The organism is Acuticoccus kandeliae (assembly GCF_003073115.1).
The window spans coordinates 133,516-152,630 of record NZ_QBBV01000004.1 but is presented as its reverse complement, the minus strand read 5'-3'; the positions used below and the strand labels follow the sequence as shown (position 1 = coordinate 152,630).

19 protein-coding genes are annotated in these 19,115 nt (G+C 62.5%); 5 read left to right on the top strand and 14 right to left on the bottom strand.

Translation table 11 applies throughout. The features are described 5' to 3' along the window. Positions 1–95: 95 nt before the first annotated feature. The 4 genes from DBV35_RS24020 to DBV35_RS24005 form a co-directional block, all read right to left on the bottom strand. Positions 96–863, bottom strand: coding sequence for an SDR family NAD(P)-dependent oxidoreductase (locus DBV35_RS24020; RefSeq protein WP_108662935.1), 768 nt, complete (start codon positions 861–863; stop codon positions 96–98). Between the two features lie 17 nt (positions 864–880). Then, complete coding sequence (locus DBV35_RS24015; RefSeq protein ID WP_108662934.1) at positions 881–1,828, bottom strand: ABC transporter permease; 948 nt, start codon at positions 1,826–1,828, stop codon at positions 881–883. Next, positions 1,821–3,347, bottom strand: a complete 1,527-nt coding sequence (locus DBV35_RS24010; RefSeq protein ID WP_108662933.1) for a sugar ABC transporter ATP-binding protein — start codon at positions 3,345–3,347, stop codon at positions 1,821–1,823. The genes DBV35_RS24015 and DBV35_RS24010 overlap by 8 nt, the downstream gene beginning before the upstream one ends. Before the next feature lie 75 nt (positions 3,348–3,422). Then, positions 3,423–4,424: a sugar-binding protein gene (locus tag DBV35_RS24005; protein ID WP_108662932.1), complete on the bottom strand. Its 1,002-nt coding sequence runs from the start codon at positions 4,422–4,424 to the stop codon at positions 3,423–3,425. Between the two features lie 546 nt (positions 4,425–4,970). Between DBV35_RS24005 and DBV35_RS24000 the strand changes: the two genes are divergently transcribed. Together DBV35_RS24000 and DBV35_RS23995 are read left to right on the top strand one after the other, a co-directional pair. Beyond that, complete coding sequence (locus tag DBV35_RS24000) at positions 4,971–6,647, top strand: mechanosensitive ion channel family protein (RefSeq protein WP_211100042.1); 1,677 nt, start codon at positions 4,971–4,973, stop codon at positions 6,645–6,647. Between the two features lie 79 nt (positions 6,648–6,726). Beyond that, positions 6,727–8,043 (top strand): metal-dependent hydrolase family protein, encoded by a 1,317-nt coding sequence (locus DBV35_RS23995; protein WP_108662931.1) that lies wholly within the window; start codon positions 6,727–6,729, stop codon positions 8,041–8,043. Between the two features lie 307 nt (positions 8,044–8,350). Here DBV35_RS23995 and DBV35_RS23990 read toward each other — a convergent pair whose 3' ends face one another. The 3 genes from DBV35_RS23990 to DBV35_RS30355 form a co-directional block, all read right to left on the bottom strand. After that, complete coding sequence (locus tag DBV35_RS23990) at positions 8,351–8,926, bottom strand: calcium-binding protein (RefSeq protein ID WP_205648847.1); 576 nt, start codon at positions 8,924–8,926, stop codon at positions 8,351–8,353. Positions 8,927–9,306: 380 nt separating this feature from the next. After that, positions 9,307–9,858, bottom strand: a complete 552-nt coding sequence (locus DBV35_RS30360) for a hypothetical protein (protein ID WP_157961944.1) — start codon at positions 9,856–9,858, stop codon at positions 9,307–9,309. A 27-nt stretch (positions 9,859–9,885) separates the two neighbouring features. Continuing rightward, positions 9,886–10,695: a hypothetical protein gene (locus tag DBV35_RS30355; RefSeq protein ID WP_157961943.1), complete on the bottom strand. Its 810-nt coding sequence runs from the start codon at positions 10,693–10,695 to the stop codon at positions 9,886–9,888. 363 nt (positions 10,696–11,058) lie between these two features. Here DBV35_RS30355 and DBV35_RS30350 point away from each other — a divergent pair, with 363 nt between their 5' ends. Beyond that, positions 11,059–12,129: a COG3904 family protein gene (locus DBV35_RS30350; protein WP_157961942.1), complete on the top strand. Its 1,071-nt coding sequence runs from the start codon at positions 11,059–11,061 to the stop codon at positions 12,127–12,129. Here the strand turns inward: DBV35_RS30350 and DBV35_RS23985 are convergent. Beyond that, entirely contained in the window at positions 12,035–12,655 is a 621-nt protein-coding gene (locus DBV35_RS23985; protein WP_157961941.1) for a BRO-N domain-containing protein, read from the bottom strand. The two genes, DBV35_RS30350 and DBV35_RS23985, sit on opposite strands and share 95 nt — an antisense overlap. 153 nt (positions 12,656–12,808) lie before the next feature. On the opposite strand from DBV35_RS23985, the gene DBV35_RS23980 reads away from it, so the two are divergent. Continuing rightward, positions 12,809–13,243: a cupin domain-containing protein gene (locus tag DBV35_RS23980; RefSeq protein ID WP_205648846.1), complete on the top strand. Its 435-nt coding sequence runs from the start codon at positions 12,809–12,811 to the stop codon at positions 13,241–13,243. Positions 13,244–13,807: 564 nt separating this feature from the next. Here the strand turns inward: DBV35_RS23980 and DBV35_RS23975 are convergent. The 6 genes from DBV35_RS23975 to DBV35_RS23950 form a co-directional block, all read right to left on the bottom strand. Continuing rightward, positions 13,808–14,188 (bottom strand): hypothetical protein, encoded by a 381-nt coding sequence (locus DBV35_RS23975; RefSeq protein WP_108662927.1) that lies wholly within the window; start codon positions 14,186–14,188, stop codon positions 13,808–13,810. A 3-nt stretch (positions 14,189–14,191) separates the two neighbouring features. Then, positions 14,192–14,875: a DUF2786 domain-containing protein gene (locus DBV35_RS23970; protein WP_108662926.1), complete on the bottom strand. Its 684-nt coding sequence runs from the start codon at positions 14,873–14,875 to the stop codon at positions 14,192–14,194. Between the two features lie 238 nt (positions 14,876–15,113). Next, positions 15,114–16,946 carry a hypothetical protein gene (locus tag DBV35_RS23965; protein WP_108662925.1) on the bottom strand — a complete coding sequence of 611 codons (1,833 nt, stop codon included), beginning with the start codon at positions 16,944–16,946 and terminating at the stop codon, positions 15,114–15,116. 142 nt (positions 16,947–17,088) lie between these two features. After that, positions 17,089–17,460 (bottom strand): hypothetical protein, encoded by a 372-nt coding sequence (locus tag DBV35_RS23960; RefSeq protein ID WP_108662924.1) that lies wholly within the window; start codon positions 17,458–17,460, stop codon positions 17,089–17,091. After that, positions 17,457–17,726 carry a hypothetical protein gene (locus tag DBV35_RS23955; RefSeq protein ID WP_157961940.1) on the bottom strand — a complete coding sequence of 90 codons (270 nt, stop codon included), beginning with the start codon at positions 17,724–17,726 and terminating at the stop codon, positions 17,457–17,459. The genes DBV35_RS23960 and DBV35_RS23955 overlap by 4 nt, the downstream gene beginning before the upstream one ends. Next, entirely contained in the window at positions 17,723–18,361 is a 639-nt protein-coding gene (locus DBV35_RS23950) for a hypothetical protein (protein ID WP_108662922.1), read from the bottom strand. Before DBV35_RS23950 ends, DBV35_RS23955 begins: the two co-directional genes overlap by 4 nt. A 335-nt stretch (positions 18,362–18,696) precedes the next feature. On the opposite strand from DBV35_RS23950, the gene DBV35_RS23945 reads away from it, so the two are divergent. Beyond that, entirely contained in the window at positions 18,697–19,113 is a 417-nt protein-coding gene (locus DBV35_RS23945) for a hypothetical protein (protein ID WP_108662921.1), read from the top strand. Positions 19,114–19,115: the final 2 nt, after the last annotated feature.

Here is a 19,115-nt window from a genome sequence, read left to right as displayed (position 1 = left end):
CAGGGTGGCGTCGCGGCCGGCCTCACGCAGGCGCGGCCGAAAATGTCAGCGCACGCGCGAAAAGCGCCGCGCGGTCTCCCGTCGGTGCGGCGGCCTCAGATCCAACCGCCGTCCACGACGAAGATCTGGCTCGTGCACATGCGGCTGTCGTCGGAGGCGAGCCAGGTCGCCATGTTGGCGATGTCCTCCGGCTGGACGAGGCCGGGCAGGCACTGCATCTGCTTGATCTTCGCGCGGGCGGCGTCGTCGACCCAGAGCGTCAGCTGCCGCTCGGTCATCACCCAGCCGGGGATGATGCAGTTGACGCGGATATTGTCGGGCCCAAGCTCGCGGGCGAGCGAGCGGGACAGCCCTTCGACGCCCGCCTTCGCCATCGCGTAGAGGGGGAGGCCGCCGAAGGCCGCGTGCCAGGTGATCGAGCCGGTGTTGATGATGACGCCCGAGCCGCGCGCCCGCATCCCCGGCGCCACGGCCTGCGCCGCGAACACCATGTGGCGCAGGTTCACCGCGATGCGGTCCTCGAAATAGGCCTCGTCGACATCGTCGAGCGTGTGGCGCGTGTCGTCGGCGGCGTTGTTGACGAGCACTTCGATCTCGCCGAGCCGGTCGCGCACCGCCTCGATGCCGGCGCGCAGGGCCGGGATGTCGGTAAGGTCGACCTCCAGGAACAGCGGCGCGCCGCCCGGCGCGTCGGCGTTCTTCGCGACCACCGCCTCGGACGCCTCGCGCGCGATGTCGAAGAAGGCGACGCGCGCGCCCTGGGCGCAGAAGGCGGCGACGTGGGACGCGCCGATGCCCGACCCGCCGCCGGTGATGAGGACCAGCTTGTCCTTGAGGCTCGGATGGATGGAATTCTGTGGCATGGATCTCTCCGGGACGCTCAGCGTGCGCGCGATTGCTTCTGGAGCTGGCCGTCGACGATCACGCCGACGAGGATGACCGCCCCCATCACCGCGAAGTTCAGCGAGCTCGGGATGCCGAGCATGTTGACGAGATTCTGCAGCACCTGGAGGAGCACCACGCCGAGCACGATGCCGATCACCGAGCCCTCGCCGCCGCGCAGCGAGCAGCCGCCGAGGACGGCGGCGGCGATGGCGTAGAGCTCGTAGAAATTGCCGTGCGCGGAGGGGGAGACGGACTGCGTGTAGAACACGAAGAACACCGTCGAGATGCCCGCGAGGAGGCCGCTGATCGCGTAGGCGGCGACGATCACGGCCTTCGTCGGGATGCCGGAGAAGCGCGCCGCCTCCTCGTTCTTGCCGACCGCGTAGATGTAGCGGCCGAGCACGGATTTGTGCAGCAGGACGCCCATCACGATGGCGACGAGGATGAAGAAGATGAAGGTGTGCGGGATGCTGTAGGTGCGGCCCGAGGTCAGCCACTCCAGCGTCTCGTAGCCGCCGGCATAGCCGAAGCCTTCCGTCGCGTCGGCCGTGTAGTAGCGCGCGATGCCGCGATAGATGAGAAGGCCGCACAGCGTGACGACGAAGGGTTGGAGGTTCAGCCGCGAGATCAGCACGCCGTGGATCGAGCCGAGCACCATCCCGGCGAACACCACGATGACGAAGACGACCGGCCAGGAGAGGCCGAAATTCACCAGGAGGTCGAGGAAGATCACGCCGAGCAGGGCGAGCATCGAGCCGACCGACAGGTCGATGCCGCCGGTGACGATCACGACCCCGAGCCCCAGCGCCAGAAGGCCGAAGAGGCCGATCTGGTTCGACAGGTTGATGAGGTTGATGGTGGAGATGAATTGCGGGTTGATGAGGGCGGTGACGGTGCCGGTAATCAGGATGAGGACGAACAGACCCAGTTCTTTTCTAAGCATTCTCGCGTGTTCTTTCCTCGGTCGTGGCACCGACGGCCAGGAGCATCACATTGTGTTCGGAGAAGTCGGGCCGTTCGAGCATGCCGCTGATGCGGCCCTCGTGCATGACCGCGATGCGATCTGAGACGCCGATCACCTCCTCCATGTCGCTGGAGATCATCAGGATCGCGACACCGGCATCGGCGAGCGCGCGCATGATGGCGTAGATCTCGCTCTTCGCGCCGACATCGATGCCGCGGGTCGGCTCGTCGAAGATGACGGCGTTGGGGCGCATCGAGAGCCACTTGCCGAGCACCACCTTCTGCTGGTTGCCGCCCGAGAGGTTCACCGCATGGGTGGCGGTGGAGGGCGTCTTGATCGACAGCGACTCGCATTGCTGGCGCGCCGCGCGCGCCTCGGCTGCGCGGTCGGGCAGGCCATGCCGGGCGTAGCTCGCAAGGTCGGCGAGGGTGATGTTCTGGTCGACCGGAAGGTCGAGGAGGAGGCCGGCGCGCTTGCGGTCCTCCGGGGCGAGATAGATGCCCTTCGCGATGGCGTCGCTCGCAACGCGCGCCACGACCGGCTCGCCGTCGAGGAGGACGCGGCCCGAGAGCGGCGGGTCGATGCCGAAGATCGCGTGGGCAAGCTCCGTCCGGCCCGACCCGATGAGGCCCGCGAGCCCCACGATCTCGCCGCGGCGGAAGGCGAAGGAGACTTCCTTGTCCGGCCGCGCGCGGGTGACGAGACGGTCGATCACGACGCCGCTGTCCTTCGGCGCCACCTTGGGCGGGAGGTAGACGGCCTTGAGGGCGCGGCCGATCATCAGGCGGATCATCGCGTCGTGCGTGATCTGCTCGCCGACGAGTTCGCCGACGCGGCGCCCGTCGCGCAGCGCCACCACGCGGTCGGCGCAGCTCTTCACCTCGTCGAGCCGGTGGGAAATGTAGATGATGCTGACGCCGTCGGCGCGAAGGTCCGCGATCACCTCGAGGAGCCGGTCGGTCTCCTTCAGGGTGAGGCTCGAGGTCGGCTCGTCCATGATGATGACGCGCGCGTCGAGCGACAGCGCCTTCGCGATCTCGACGAGCTGGCACTGGGCGAGCGAAAGCTCGGCGAGCGGCGTCGACGGGCTGATATCGAGGCCCAGCCGATCGAGAAGGGGCGCGACCTTCGCGTTGAGGGCGCGCGTGTCGATGAGGTTCAGCGGGCCGCCATAGCGCGGCTCGCGGCCGATATAGACGTTGGCGCCGACGCTCAGATTGTCGAAGAGGTTCAGTTCCTGGTGGACGAAGGCGATGCCGGCGGCGGTGGCGGCCGGCACCGTGAGGCGGTCGTGCGACACGCCGTCGAGTTCGATCGTCCCGGCGGTGGGGGCGACGATGCCGCCCAAAATCTTCATCAGCGTCGACTTGCCGGCACCGTTCTCGCCGATGAGGCCCAGCACCTCCCCCTTGTTGAGGGACAGGCTGACATCGTCGAGAGCGGTGACGCCGGGATAGGTCTTGGTCACCGAGCGCAGCTCGAGCAGGGGTTCGGGCATATCCGATCCTTCGCAAGTCTCGCCGGGACCGCACGGGTCCCGGCGAGGTCTCACATCATGTCGCGAGAGGCGGGATCACTGGCCGAGGGTGGCCTGCACCTTCTTGATGAACTCGGCCACGTTGGACGCGTCGATGATCTGGGTCGGAACGATGTCGAGCTTGTTCTCGGGCACGACCGACTTATCGCCATCGATATACTTCGCCATCTTGATGATGGACTGGTAGCCGAACTCATAGGGCTGCTGGACGACGGTGCCGAGGATGTCACCGGCGACGATGCCGCGCAGCGTCTGCTGGTCCTCGTCGAAGCCGACGATCTTGACCTGGCCCTGCTTACCGGCCGCCTTCACCGCATTGTAGATCTGCGGCGTGTTGTAGGCCCACAGGCCGACGAGCAGGTCGATGTCCGGATATTTGGAGAGCGTGTCCTCGGCGTTGGCCTTCGCCTTCGTCTGGTCGCCGCCGTCGGTGCGGATGTCGATGATCTCGATGCCGGCGCCTTCGATCGCTTCCTTGATGCCCTGGCTGCGCTCGCGCGCGTTGGCCGCGTCCATCGTGCCGACGAAGAGCATCGCCGTGCCGCCGTCCGGCAGCGCCTTCTTCATCAACTCGCCCGCCTGACGACCGGCGGCGACATTGTCGGTGCCGATATACATGACGCGGTTCGACTCGGGCGCGTCGGCGTCGTGCGTGAAGAGCACGGCCTTGGAGGCGACTTCGTTGAGGATCGCGGTGGAATCGTCGGGGTTCACCGGGCTGATGGCGACGCCGTCGATGCCCTTGGCGAGGAGATCCTCGAGGATCTTCTTCTGGGCGGCGGCCGACATCTCGCCGGGGATGTAGAACTCGACCTCGTAGCCGGGGAGCTCCGCATCGGCGGTCTCGGTGCCGACGCGCGCGAACTTCCAGAAGTCGGCGGGGACGTTGACGACGAAGGCGAGCTTCTTCACGTCCTGCGCCGAGGCGGGGGCGGCGGCGGTCAGGGCTGCGAATGAGGCGACCCCGGCGACGAGCAGCGTGCCGAGGCTCAACTTGCGCAGCAGCGAGGCTGCGGTCTTCGCGGACGGTTGGTTCATCGTGTTTCCTCCTTGGTACGCGCACGTTGGCGCGCATTTTTGTTTTTCTGGTGCGGGGAGAGGCAGGGACGCGGCGGCGTCACGCGGGTCCGCTGTCCGGACGGTGTCTAGGTTCAGTCCGCCTCCCTTGCGCACTCGATTCGCTGTAGCCGAAAAGCCAGCGTGACGCCCGCTTGTCGCGGTTCTTTTTATAAGTTCGGTTGCAAGACTACAGCGACTGCTTGAGCCCCTCAAGCATACCCGCACGAAATTCAGACGGTCCGGTATCCGCGGAGGACAGGGCCAAATGCCGGTCTCCGGACGCGCTCGGAAGACGGCAAGCGCACCGATCAAGCGGCCGAAGTCGTCGCGGCGCGCCAACCGGGTTTCACGCGGCCGGGAAGGCTTTCGGCAACCCGTTCGTCATGCGCCGTCGAGCAAATCGATCCGTCGCCGTATGGCCGGGCTCGGGCGCCGGACACGCAAGAGGCGCGTCTGGCTGGCCGCAGCAGAAATTATCTGTAAACTTCGTCAGCATTCGTGATCCTTAATGCAAAGAAAAATGAAATGATCTTGCAGATGCGCAATCTCCCGGTCTCGGTCTGGCTGGTTCTTTCGTTGCTCTTCGCAACGCTTTGCTTCGCTGCCGGAGCAAACGCGCAGGACGGGGCGGCGGGGTCTTCGCCAGCGCCGGCGCCGGCCGCCGCCGAGGCGCCCGCGGCCGACGGCGAAGCGGCGCCCGGCACGGTGTCGGAGGAGACTGCCAGGCAGGCCGAGCAAAGCGCCGATCAGCTCGACCAGGCCGTCCGGGCGGCGGGTGCGGCCGAGGCGGGCGCGGCGAACGCCGACGGGGCGTCCGAAGGGCAGTCGCAGGCGGCGGTCGAGAATGCCGCGGAGGCGGTCGCCGAGGCGGCCGTCGACGAGAATGCGCGCGACTCCGCGACGGGCCTCGCCGTCGAGGTGCTCGATCCGAAGATCTCCACCGACGAGCTCGAGCTGCGCCTCGTGCCGCTCACCAAGGCCGAGCTCGAGAAGCTCGCGCAGGTCTGGCTCGAGATCGTGCGCAAGAAGACCGAGGAGGTGATGGCCGCGCAGGTGGCGATCATGCGGACCGAAGGCGCGGTCGCGGACGCCGCGCGCGAAAACCTCACCGAGCTCGTCGCCGAGCGCAAAGGCCTGTTCGACAAATATTCCAAGGTCATCTCGTCCTGGGAGAAGAAGGGCGGCGACGCGGCGGCGATCGCGGAGCTGCGCGCCTACCGCTCCTCCATCATCATCGAGGAGACGCGCACCGCCGACTTCAAGACGCTGCTCGCCCAGATGATGGCGTGGCTGACGGCGCGCGACGGGGGCGTCCAGCTCGCGATCGATATCGGCATCATCGTCGCCTCGCTCGCCGGCCTCGTCCTCGCGGCGCGGGTGGTGCGGCGCCTCGCAAGGCGGTGGATCGGTCACGTGCCGCATCTGTCGAAGCTGCTGCAGATCTTCCTCGTCGGCCTCATCTACTGGTTCGTGCTCGCGATCGGGCTGATGGTCGTCCTGTCCGGGCTCGGGATCGACATCTCGCCCGTCTTCGCCCTCATCGGCGGCGCCTCCTTCATCATCGCCTTCGCGCTGCAGGACACGCTCGGCAACCTCGCGAGCGGCCTGATGATCATGGTCAACCGGCCGTTCGACGAGGGCGACTATGTCGATGTCGGCGGGGTCGCGGGGACGGTGCGCACGGTGACGATCGTGTCGACCACGGTCGTGACGCCGGACAACCAGATCATCGTGATCCCGAACAAGAATGTCTGGGGCAACGTGATCACGAACGTGACGGCGAGCACCACGCGCCGCGTCGATCTCATCTTCGGGGTCAGCTACGAGGACGACCTGCGCAAGGCGATGCACGTGATCGAGACGACGGTGAAGGCCCATCCGCTGGTGCTGCCCGAGCCCGAGCCCGTGATCCGCGTCCACGAGCTCGCCGACAGCTCGGTCAATTTCGTGTGCCGCCCCTGGACCCGCACGTCCGACTACTGGACCGTCTATTGGGACCTCACGCAGCAGATCAAGGAACAGTTCGACGCCGCCGACATCTCGATCCCGTACCCGCAACAGGACGTGCATCTGCGTCGTCCCGCCGAGCCGGCGGCAGCCGCCAGCGCGCCGCTTGCGCGACCGGAGATGGAGATGTCCGGCCAGTCGAAGGGCTTTGCGCGCAACGACGAAGGGTTCGACGGCGACGAGCGGGGCGACTGAGGGGCGCGACGGGGCTCGCCGGCCCTCAGACGGTCGGCGGGAGAGCGTCCAGACGGCGACGGACTTCGGAGGTGATGTGATGCGGATCGTGGCAACCGCCATCTGTGTCTTCGGCCTTGCCGGGAGCGCCGCGGCCGCGGACGCAACCCTCATCACCGGCGCGGCGATCTTCGACGGGGTCAGCCCCGACCTCATCGTCGGGCAGGATGTGCTGGTCGAGGACGGGATGATCGCCGCGATCGGCGAAGGGCTCGACGCACCCGAGGGCGCGCGGATCATCGATGCCGCCGGCCGCACCATGATCCCCGGCCTCATCGACGTGCATTGGCACACGTCCTATTGCTGCGCGGCGCAGAGCACCGTCGTCACCGGCGACATTCTCGAGATCGCCATCCGCGGCGCGCTCGGGTCCGAACGCACGCTGCTGCGCGGCTTCACCACCGTGCGCGATGTCGGCGGCAATCCGTTCGCGACGAAGCGGATGATCGACGCCGGCGAGATCCTCGGCCCGCGCATCCTCCCCTCAGGCCCGCCGATCGGCCAGACCGGCGGCCATTTCGACTACCGCCCCTACCAGGCCGTCCCGACCAACCCGGCGGACTCGCAATGGTACTGGTACAGCGTCGGGCTGATGGCGATGGCGGACGGCGTGCCGGAGGTCACCAAGCGGGCGCGCGAGGTGATGCGGATGGGGGCCTCTCAGCTCAAGATCTCGGGCGGCGGCGGCGTCTCCTCGGTCTACGACCCGCTCGACGTGCGCCAATACACGATGGACGAGGTGCGGGCATTCGTGGAGGTCGCCGACACCTACAACACCTACGTCGCCTCCCACATCTTCACCGACGAGGCCGCCCGGATCGCCGTCGAGGCCGGGGTGAAGACCATCGAGCACGGCTTCCTGCTCAGCCGCGAGACGATGGAGCTGATGCGCGACAACGGCGTGTGGCTGTCGGTCCAGCCGCTCCTCGACGACGAGGACGGCTTCCACTTCGACGACCCCGGCAGCCAGCGCAAATGGATCGAGGTGACGAACGGGACCGACGCCACCTACAACCTGGCGAAGGAGGTCGGCGTCAAGGTCGCCTTCGGCACCGACATCCTGTTCGACCCCGCGCTTGCCGAGCGGCAGGGCGCCTTCCTCGCCAAGCTGAAGCGCTGGTACACGCCCTACGAGATCCTGAAGATGGCGACCTCGACCAACGCCGAGCTCCTGATGCTCGCCGGCCCGCGCCACCCCTACCAGGCGGGCCCCCTCGGCGTGATCGCGGCAGGGGCCTACGCCGACCTCATCCTGGTCGACGGCAACCCGCTCGCCGACATCGACCTCGTCGCCGACCCCGGCGCGAACTTCGACCTGATCATGAAGGGGGGCGTGGTCTACAAGGACGGGCTTTGAGGGGCGGTGGGGAGGGGAGTGTCTCTTCCGGCGCTGGGCGGATTCAGCGGCGTAGCCTGGGGGCGGCGCGGGCTGTTCGGCTTTCCGGGAAGAATGGTGCCCAGGGGCGGGCTAGCTGGGATTTCGCGGAATCTCTAGGGTTTCTGCGGGGTTCTGAGGGTTCGGGACAGGGGTGTGTGTAGCAGTTGTGTGGAGATCGCGCAATCGTCTCAGAAGCTCTTTGGACGCAACGCGGGGCTGTTCCTGAGGGGCAGGGCCGTTCGACATGCCCCACCTGATCAGAGCCGAAACATGAGGTTCGCAGCGATCAAAGCCACCACATGTCAAAACTGATATCAAAGTCGCCAACGAAGTCCTTCAGGACGATTGCATTGTCGTCGTCGAGAATGATGAAGGTGCTGCCCCTGTGCTCTCGAATCTCGAAATCCTGAATCTCCCACCTGATTTCCGAGTAGCCGGTGTTGATCGCCAACGTATCCTCAGACGGGTTGAAGTCCCTGATGATCGCGGTTGCTGGGCGCTCAGTGCGAGGATTTGAAAAGAAGGTCACCTCAAAAATATCGTTGCCCTCTCCGCCAAACAGTATGTCTCGGCCCTCATCTGCCATGAGAAGGTCATCACCCCCACGGCCCTTCAAGATGTCGTTGTTGACGTTTCCTTCTCGGCCGGCGTAGCCACCAGAGAGGGTATCATTCCCAGCTCCTCCGAACAGGGTGTCGTTGTTACCGTCTCCGGAAATGAACGTTTCGGCGGATGTATTCATAACGAATAAATCTCGGCCCGCTTTCAGAAAAACACCCCGAAGGTCGTCTTCTCCTCGATAAACGATGTAATCTCTGTCTGAGGTTGTGTGCGGAGCTTGATATGTAACAATGCGTTCCAAGGGAATAGTCCTTCGATATATTGCGCGGTCCTAGCGCGAGAGGCTGAATGGGTATGGTTTGCTCTGTACTATGGCCAGGGCCGATGCCTGGGTTAGAGCATGTGGAGTAGTGGGCCGCAACTTGCCGCTTCGAGGGTGGCAGGACCGGACGGCCGCGATCAGACGGTAGGAGAGGCTATATCACGCAGAGGCCGAGCAAGCGGGGTAAAATCAAGGCATCATGGTGGCTCTGGTAAGGTACCGGAGATAGTCACGAAGTTGGGCTCTACTCAGGTGATCCAAGCGCGTCGCACGGAGCGAGCGTGGGAGGCGAGAGGGTTCTATAGCGGTCTTGGACTTCCAAAATCTGTTGGGTAAATTATGTATTGGTTAACTGAGATTCATTCAGCTGTTCTATATTTTTCTAGAGCAACGGATACTTGACGTTCACCCTCTAAAAAGATGCGTTCAGGGTCAGGAAACTGCAGCGTCCGTGTGACTGCTTCAAGTAAATCCTCTTGCGATATCACCAGAACACCAAGTCGTTCTGCCGACTCGATATCCGCCACAATTTCATCTTGTGTGCGAGATGTCACGATCACGGGCAACACTCTCAGAAAGCTCTGGCCCGTTCTTGCGACCTGTTCCTTGCATTTTGTGCATCGAGCAACGAGATTTGCTAATTTGTTTTCGGCCTTCAGTAGTCCGGTGGTGCATTCGATGATTGCCAAATTCCCCGACGGAGCCGCAGCAACGATGTCGACCGCATCTTGCGTCAAGGATGTCCCACCGAGGTGAGCTACGCTAAAGCCGAGCATCCATAGGAGCCACGCAACGCCAAACTCAAGATCGCGTGCATTGCCTTTTCCGGATGATTTACTTAGAAAATTTTGCAGCGTTAATAGGCCATCGTCCGCAATCTCATATATTGCGCGCCGCGGATTTTGCCACATTGCCGAGTCGTTAAGCCACCAATAGTGCTATGTTTCTTCTGCGTAGTTTGCAAAGCATTGCACTACAGCAGCAGATGGTACGGTTGTCTGGTATCTGCCACGAAGAACACCAGGAATTTCAGATTCGGACCAATTTAGTTCTTTTCCAATAACTCTTCCGCGATTTACAACTTCTCCATTACTCAGTATTCGGTAACCCAATGACGCTTTCTCAGTATCGAGTTTGTCTCCGATCAGGATTGCTAGCTCAGCGCCAGTTCCGTTGATGCCTGAGAGTTTGTCAACTGCCACCGCTTGGAGAGCTGCTACCTCGAATACGCATCTATCGTCCATGAAATACCCCAGTTCGTAAAAGCTGAGAAGCTCTTGAAAGCTGGAGAATGGGGTCTCGGAGGCCATTACGTCCCAGTCCGCCTCCGGATATCGAACAAATTCTCGTAACGTGCCGCCTTGGATTGACAGGAGCGCAAGCCGACTTTGATTGTGAAGTCCCGCGGCGTGAAACGGAGTGAGGGTGGTGGGCCGGAGACCCTGTTCATTCGCCGGCATTAGTATTTGCCCCTCGGGGGTGGGCAGGCTTCCCTCCATTATCTGCTGCACAAAACCTTTCAGGTCTAGTCCGACTTTCTCGAGTTTGAATGCCCCGCCGACAAAACGATGCGAGTCAAACCGAGGCGGGAGATCAAGCGGAGTATTCCGGAGATACAGGAAACCTTTGAGTAAACGTAGGCCTCCGTCTACTCTCGCCGCTACATAGCGGACGTCGCTTTCCGCGTAGGCAGGAGCCAAGGTGGCTGTGGCGTGCAGGAAAGCCTCAAGGTGTTGATTGATCGCCATGTCTTACTACAGTCTAAACCAAGCTTGATTCTAGCACATTGGATCGCACTACCGATAGGATTCAGGGGCGGCGAGCGATCAAGCTGGGGCGCTTGCTCCATTGAGGCTGGTGAATTTTTGGGGTGTGTCCGGCTGTCGGGGGCTGTCGGAGAGCCGCTACCAGCGGCAATCGCGATTCGAGACGATGATGTCTTATGCTCGCAATCGGGTGCACTTGCATCGCTCGGTGATGTATGTGCGTGGCCCGGCTGTGATTGTCATCTGTGTGAGGGGTCTTAGACTGTGCGTCATTTTATTATAGCACTCGTGACGTTGCTATATTTAACTACAGTTTCCCAAGTTGCGGCTGGGTTTGATGATCCAATGACCTTCTTCAAAGCGACAAGTGGAGGGAATTGCGAGACCTGCAACTGGATCGTGGCCGAGGGGGCTATCAAGGATGATTCGGCGGAGGAACTTCTGCGCTTCCTGGAAACTGAGGACTTGCTTCCGGCGCGAGGGCTGAACATCCACCTGAACTCACCTGGTGGCAGCCTTGTTGGCGGTGTTCGGCTTGGACTTGCCATACGGGAGCAACGTGCAAACACTGTAGTGTCTGGCACATTTGTGGAGCGCGTCTACGACGATGGATGGCGGGTGGCAGGGGACACTCCGACCGCCAATGCCGAGTGTAGTTCCGCCTGCGTTTTTGCGTTTGCCGGAGGTGTCAGCCGTTTCGCCTCGACAGCAACGCCGAAGACTGCAATCGGGTTTCAGCGGGTGGGCCGCCTCGGTGTGCACCAGTTCTATAATCCCGTTTCCCTTTCCGATCCGTCAGCGCCCATCTTTACCACAGAAGACAGGATTGGCGATCAGAAGATTGTATCAGCTCTTCTTGAATTTTTGTCTGCGATGGGCGTATCGGCTGAATTGCTTCAACTTTCAACCAGTGTTGATCCGAGGAGTATTCATTACCTGACAGAGGAAGAGCTTCGTAGCACGCGGATGGATAACTACACGGCCCTGGAAGTGTCTCTCAAGGGGTATCGAAACGGTGTCGCCGTAACTGAGATTATCTACCAGCGAAGCGAGGGGAAGTTTAAACTCGAACTATACTGTCGACGGAATCAGATGCAACTTCTGGCGCATATTGACTGGTCTGGTGCATATGACATCGACGGGCACGCGCGTTGGAATCTTTTTGACAATATCTCATTGGCGGATGGCAGTAGCGTGAAGCTGATATCAGAAAAATTTACCCCGCGACCTGACGGTGGTGTGAGTGGCGATCTTCGCTTTGAATTCTCCGATTCACTGTCTGAGTTGGTGGTACGTAAGGAGTTTCAATTTGAGGATTGGTCTAGCCGATACGCAAACAACTCCGCTTCATCCTTGAGCTTTTCACTTCCCGACGATTTTGATGGATTGCACGTGCTTCCGAGGGCTTGTATGTGATTGGATTGGCGCGGATCTGCGTCTCTCGTTGGTGATAGGCACTCCAGTAGTTTACGCGGCGCTCGATCACGACGTCCTGCTCGGCCTTCTCCCGCTCCAGGCGGGAGACCTTGCCCTGGAGGGCCGTCATCGCCTTGAGGATCAGCTCGTCCTCGGACATCTCGCCCGTGCGGACCTTCTCCTCACCGTTCACGTACATACCGTCGCTCTCGATCGCCGGGAGCACCTCGCGGACGACCCAGTTCTGGATCTCCTTCGCTTCGGGCTTGTTCGAGCGCATGACGAGACGGAAGAAGCCCGCGCGGTTGATGATCAGCGGCTTGCGGCCTCGGCTGCCGGGGAAAACCAAATCGGATTTGGCTTTCTCGTCGGCGGGCATCGACTTCAGCGACATGAAGGCGTCTGCCAGTCCGAGCATGTCGCACACGTCCTTGGCGACGAACCACGCCTGACCGTTGAGGTCGAAGGCGCGGAGCTGCAGGCCACGGAAGGCGAACTCGAAGGTGTTGTTGGTGGTGTTGGTCATTTCAGTCTCTCTCTGAACCATCCACCTCTCCCGAGCGGCTAGCTGGCGTAAGCTGGTGTCCTCAGCGATATCCTTGAAAACTCCCCTATGTCGGAAGACTATCAGCGGATCGAGCTGAGGCACCTTGGTCAAGGAGTCGGGAGAGAAGCCGATATGGCCATGCAAGAGCATGACGGGGTCGCGGTCATAAGGCCGGGAGAGACCTATGTCGGGAAGCAGGGTTTCACCTATGGCGCGGGTGCGTCGATGGAGACGGTCGGTGCCCTGAAGGTGTGCATGAATATTCTGCCGATGCCGCCGGGGGTCGTCGCCAAGGCGCATTACCACGAGGGGATCGAGACGATCGCGTACATGCTGGAGGGCGAGTGCGCGGTCTATTATGGCGATCATCTGGAGAAGATGGTTCGCGTCCGCGAGGGCGAGCAGTGCTTTGTCGCCGCCAGCGTGCCGCACGCCCCGCGCAACGAGAGCGGCAGGCGATGCACCTGGATCGTGGTCCACTCGTCCGGGAGCGACCAGGACGGGATCGTCCTCCTTCCCGAGCTCGACGAGGAACTCGCGGCCCGCCTCACCGAACAAGGACAATAAGCTCCAGCCCGTCCGGTGAGCCACGGGTAGGTTGGACTAGAGTTCGGCTTCGAGCTTGGCGAGGTACTCGTCGATGACCTCACCCGGGAGCTGCTTGAGGATGGTGGTGATGCGGCGGAGCTTCTGAGCCCGCTCCTTCTCTGCTTCCGTCCGGGCATCCTTGGTAGCCTTCTTTTCCTTATGGTCACCCTTATTGGACTGGCGGGTGATCGCCTTGGGTTCCGTGGGCTCGACGGGCTCCGAGGTGTCCTCTTCGTCCTCCTCGGGTCCTCTTCAGGGTCCTCGGGAAACTCGGCGTTTGAAACGCCTGATTTCTGCCGGTCATAGAAGCGGTGGTTCTTCTGGCGCTGTTCCTCCCGCATTTCCTCCACGGTCTTCCGCCCATCCGCGATCATGATGATCTCGTCAGCGCGGCGGCGACCGATGGGGCAGTAGCGAACCAGGAAGGCGGGCCACGTCAGCTCGTCGGCCGGGAGGTCCTTCCTCGGACGCCCTGGGCGGACCCTGAGGCGCGCCTTGGCGAGAAATCGGGCGGCTACTGGATTCGTCCACACCCGCAGGTAGCTAACACCCAGTCAACATCTCGATCGCGTCGAGGTCGATGTACGGCGTGGAGTTGCCGTTCCGGTTCAGGCCGTAGACCAGGAACATCTGGTGCGAGCGCTCGACAAAGTCGCGCAGGTGGAACCAGTGGTTCTTACAGCGGCCAGAGGGCACCGGGGAGCCGAGGGCTTCCAGGACATCGAAGAAGGGGACTGCGTCCCTCCCGGTTATCGGGTTCTTACGGATGATGTCCTTCTGGCGGCCCGAGAAGATCGCGAGGATCTTGCGGCCCAGGCTCTCGGAGAAATCTTCAAGAAGAGCCCGCTTGATGGCTTCCCGCTTCTCGGGGTTCGCCATGGCCTGTTGGATGAGGGCGGAGATGTTGGCGTCATACTTCGTCATGGTTCAGAGTTCCTTCTGGAGGGAGACCAAGAGGTCCCAGTCCTTGACTGCGGCTGCGAGCAGGCGATCGACCAGCCATTTGGCAGGCTTCTGCTCTAGGCGGATGGCAATGCTTTCCAGGCGGTTCCGAATGTCCGCCCTATCGTTGTCCTCGGCCTCGTTGGCCTCGGCGCTCTCACGCATCTCGTCGATGTCGACGTTGAACCGGTCGAGCATTTCGTCCCGCTTGGCGGCAGCGATTGCAGCCTCAGCGGCCGGGGTGTCCGGGTGGGTGGCGAGGCGGTCCAGCTTGCGGATCGTGTCCGCCTCGATGTCCGTGAGCTTCGAGGTGTCGATGGCGGGCCCGGCCTTGGCCTTGCGGTATGCAGACCGGATGTGAGTGGGGTGCGTTTGTTGCACGCCGTGTAACAATCGGCGGACTTCATCCCAGTTCTCAGCGAGCCAGATGGCATCGGATCGGACTGTGGACTTGATGTCGTCGAAGCCGTGCTCCTTGCACCAAACGCCGAAGGCCTTCGTCTTCTTCTGGCTCTCACCGGACCCTCGGCCCACCAGAAGGGCCTTCCCGATCTCATGCCAGCGGTGGAGAGCGCGCTGCTGGTTGAGCTTCTCCTCCGTCCAGGCACGCTGACCGGCTCGGATGATCTGCTCGTCGTTGAGGACGATGACCTGTGCGGATGCGGTCATGGGGATACTCCTTCTGATGGGATTACAGGGGGTGTGTTGGGTCCCCCTCAGGCGTTGAAGGTCAGCAAGGGGATGCCCAGGAGGATGATCAGGTCCGCCGGGATCACGAGACTGCCGTCTTCGGTGTAGTAGGGGGCGAGGGTGGCTCGCAGGCGCGAGGATCTGACCTAAGCGCCGGATCTTGAGAGGGTAGTGGTCAGGTTTCGTATAGAGAGGGGACGGTTACGGAAACCGACCACTAGGTCTCATCAGTGAATCCGAGGGTATCCACGAGCCGTCGAAACGATCGATAACGTTGGCCATCCTTGTGCTCGACAATACCCACCTCCTCCAGGTGGAGGCGGAAGATCTTATGTTGACGAACGTCCCGCCTAAAATTTGAGGCGCTCGTCATGCCTAGGACCTCCATCGCCTCGGAGAACGTCACTTCGTCGGCGCTCTCCTCGAAGAGCCTCCGAGCGACATAGGCCAGGGCTCGCTTCCGCTTTCCCGACAACGCCTGCAGATGCGGGACCCAACCTCGGAGGTGAACGCCGGGGAAGACGGTCGCCAAGGCTTCCTTGATCCCCGTCTGCCTCCCGGCGATGACGTAGGCGTCCGTTGCCGGGCATCCTCCATCGCCCTCGCATCGTCGAACCGCAGCGCGGCAGAGCGCTTGCAGGATGTGGTGCTGGTGTTCCCCCAGCTTCATCCGGGCCCGTTTGTCATCCGAGAAGGCGCCTTTAGAGGCTGGGAAGGCTGACGCCAGGCGACCGAGGGCCTCGTAGTCGGACTCTCGGTAGAAGAGGGTTCCCGCGAGGATCACGTTGGGAACGTCCGCGAAGTCGTTCACGGCATCATGGACGCCCCAGTGGAGGAAGCGGACGTTCTCCGGGCAGCGAACGTGTCGGAGGATCTCCTTCACGAACTCACCATGGAAGGCCTTCTTGTGGTGGACGACGAGCCATTCCTCATCGGGCTTCTTGTCAATCGTCGAGGCGATGGCGCTCGTCATCTTCTCTTTGTTGCGATCGATGCTCGTCTTTCCGCTCGCATGCTCCCACACGTGAACGGTCAGCCGGTCATAGCGCTTGGGGGCGGTCGGCAATGGCTGCAGCCCGCCGCGATCCTTCTCCCAGAGAGAATAGGTCTCCCTCACCCGGGCCGAGGCATCGAGGATGAGCACGGGGCCGATGTCGGGTGGGAGCGTCTCCACGTAGTCGAGGATCGTCCCAGCGTTCACGCCATCCCGGCGCACTGAGACTGTGCGACCCATCAGCTGCCACATGGTGTCGGCGTACTGGCGAGCCACAGTGTCGTTGCCTTTGATGCGGTCGAGAACGGCTTCGACCTCCACCCGGTGCTTCTCTGCGAGGTTCGGGAAGAGGAATTGTGAGCCGTCGTCCACGCCTCGCAGATCGAAGTAGAGGGTCTCGATGTCGTCCGCGAGCTTGGGGAAAGGGGCCCGCAGGTGGTCGATCAGCCCTGCAATCTTGTCCCGAGGGAGCGTAAGGGCCTCGCCGGGCATCATGGCTTCGTCCCAGATCCGCACGTCACGCGCTCGGCCCCAGAAGGTGAACTCCGGGCGAGCCTCGAACGAGCTGCCGTCACACCGCGACATGACCATCTGATGTGTCGTGAGGAGGATGCGGGCGTTGTCCCGATCCTGCCGACCCAGGGCATTCAGCTCATCGTCAGCGGTGAAGATGGCAAAGGCATCCTGGGTGAACTTCCCCGCCTTGATGAACTCGCGGATCTGATCCTTCCGGTTCACGCAGACGATGGCCGAGGCATTGGCGTGCTCATGGCTGGCGAGCATCGCACGGAGGAAGTGGATGACGGTCTGCGTCTTCCCCACACCGGGATCGAGGCTCGAGACGTAGATCTCCGGATCACACCGCTCCTCAGCCATCGCGGCGAGCGTGGTCAGGGTGGCATCGAGTGCTCGCCACATATCGGGTGTCGGGTAGTGCCCGTAGGCGTCGAAGGTGTCCTGGAGGGTGCGTAGGGTCTCGGAGGCGAGTGAAGGGGCGCTGGCGGTTGGCCAAGCGTTCACCGCCTCATGCGCCTGGGGCGCGATGAGCTGGGTCATGGTGTCATGTCCTGTTGGGGGTGATGGGGGGCAAAAAAAGAGCCGCGACGAGCGCGGCCCTAGTTGATGCATAGAAGGATGGTGGCCCCGGTTCTGTTCGTCCGGGGCTCGGGGTTGTTGAGGGGAGATGCGTAGGCTCCCCTCAGGCCGGCGCGGCCATCTCTCCAAAAGGCGGCGCCGAATGCTGGTAAGTCTGCGATGGGTGCTCGCGAGTCGGTGTTGAGTGCTCGCGTCGGGATCTGATGTGGGCGGCTAGCTCAGCCGCGGCTTCCACCCAGCGATCCTTGAAGATCTGCTGGAGGGACAGGACGAGCTGAGCGGTTCGCCTGGCCTTGTCCCAGGTCTCGATGGTGTCAGGAGCGATACCGGCGCGCGCGAGGAACCCTCTGGTTCTTCGCATGGTCGTGATCCCACCGAGGCTCACGCCAGTTACCCGGGCGACCTCTCGCCTGGAGCCATGATCTTGGGTGATCCGCTGCCAGGCCTCCGTCATGCGGGCCTGCTGGGGCGTCATCTCTGCCCCTCGCTGCTGAACATCGTGCGGGAGTAGTCGGTCCGCAGCTCGTCCATGGCCTGGTCGACTTGGTTGCGGTCGCCGGAGGCCATCGCCGCGTTGAAGCGCTCGAACTTGTCGTCGGACCAGTTGGACCTGGCGAACGCATCCATGCTCGTCCAGACCTCTCGGCCGCCCACGCGGCTGAAGAACGCCTCGCGGTCGCGGTCCTTCTCCGCCGCCTTGGCAGCAGCGCGCATCTCTTCGTCGGAACGGCTCATGCTCATTGGGCGCCTCCCTCTGACGTCGATGCATCAGGCTCGGGCGGCGTGACCCCACGAACGCGCATCCCATTGAGGCGACCTTGGGCAGCAATCTGCTCCTGGAAGTTCAGGTACCAGCGCTCCGCCTCGGTCCATTTGCTCCTGTCGAACGAGGGACGCGTGGATAGCGGGTCACGATCCACGGCGAGGAGCATGTTGTAGACGCGGATCATGTTGAGGGCGTCTTCCTGACTGATCCGGTAGTTGTGGATCAGCTCGGGGACGGAGAGCATTTGGCTGCTTCGGAAGGCTGCACGCCACACCTCCTGCAGCGGGGTGGGCGCCTGGTTGAACTCATCGGGACCCTTGAAGCTCCGCAGGGTTCCTTCGGCGACCTGGAGGTACTGTCTGCGGTACGGGCCGAGCAGCTCCTCAGCCTTCTTGCGGGCGATCGGTTGGCAGTCGGTGTTGAGGCGCAGGGCGATCCGATCAGGGACCTTGCCGGTGCCCTTCAATTCCTCCGGGGCCTCCTGGATGCCGACCCAGATGCCCTGGGCGAGCCCGAGCTTGATGCTGGGGAGCGTCACGGTCGGTTCGGCGTTCTCGACGTTGGTGTCGGTGTCCTGGCGCTGGGCGCGCGCCGTCGTTGTCTTGGCCATCTGAGATGGGCCTCCTTGTTGAAGTTGGATGTGGTGGTATTGGGATACCGCGCGAGCACTCGGTGGGAGCACCTGCCGATTGGCTGTTGGCGGTGGTCGATCCTGGTCCCGCGATGGATCGTCGGCAGGGTGCCGAGAGCGGGGTAGGATTGGCGTTGGGGGACTTTGGGGCCCTCGGGTGCCGGGAGGTGCTCACGCGTCTCCTGCGGCGGACGGCGGAAGGCTGCTGTAGATTCCGTTGGCTCGGCCTGGTGCGGTGTGTGTTCAGGATGTCGCCGCCAGGTGAGAGGCTTTGGGGGGGCAGATCCTCCCGCTCTTTTTGAGGAGGTGCGCCGATGCATGATCTGAGGACGATTGCTCTCTTGGGGAGCCTGCTCGCTGTTTCGATCGGGGTACCCGCGATTGCGACAGAGAAGGGCCAGGATGCTCCCGTAATCCATTTAGATGATGATGATGATGATGATGATGATGAGAGCATCTTCATCAGTCACGGACTGAGGAGATTGATTAGGGATGCCGAGAAGAGATTCGCCGAGCTGAGGAGTAACGGTGAATGTTATGATTTGACTGCGGATAAGAGATCAGACGGCTCCGTTCTAATCTCATTTCTGGTGTCGCTTAGGCAGTATCCTGTGCACGTCGACGGAGGGAAGATGTACGTTTTGATGGATGATCGTCCATACTGTGGCCGCGGGATGACCTTCGAATACGATTCTTCAGGCGCGTTCGTCAGGTACACCTATCATCGGTAGTG